This window comes from Paraburkholderia sp. SIMBA_030 (assembly GCF_046535245.1).
Taxonomy (GTDB): domain Bacteria; phylum Pseudomonadota; class Gammaproteobacteria; order Burkholderiales; family Burkholderiaceae; genus Paraburkholderia.
The window spans coordinates 1-274 of record NZ_JAWRXB010000468.1; the positions used below are offsets into that span (position 1 = coordinate 1).

A 274-nucleotide genomic window follows, 5' to 3' on the forward strand; every position below is an offset into this window, starting at 1 on the left:
TGCCGAGGTTGTAATGAGCCTCGGCATAATCGGCGCGTAGCGCGATGGCCTTTCGGTACGCTGACTCGGCTTCGGGCAGCCGTGCAAGATCGGTCAGCGCAGCGCCGAGATTGACGCAGGCTTCCGCGTAGTCCGGGCGCATGGTCAACGCGAGCCGGCAAGCGAGTTCGGCTTCGGTCAGACGCTGCGCAGCCTTCAATGCGCCAGCGAGGTTATTCAATGCTTCGGGATAATGCGGCTGGATGCTGAGCGCGTCGCGATAAGCCGCGTCTGC

1 protein-coding gene is annotated in these 274 nt (G+C 63.1%); it reads right to left on the reverse strand.

Going from position 1 to position 274, the window contains the following annotated elements:
• Positions 1–274: tetratricopeptide repeat protein (locus tag SB772_RS40825; protein ID WP_410838626.1), on the reverse strand; the 274-nt coding region annotated here is incomplete at both ends.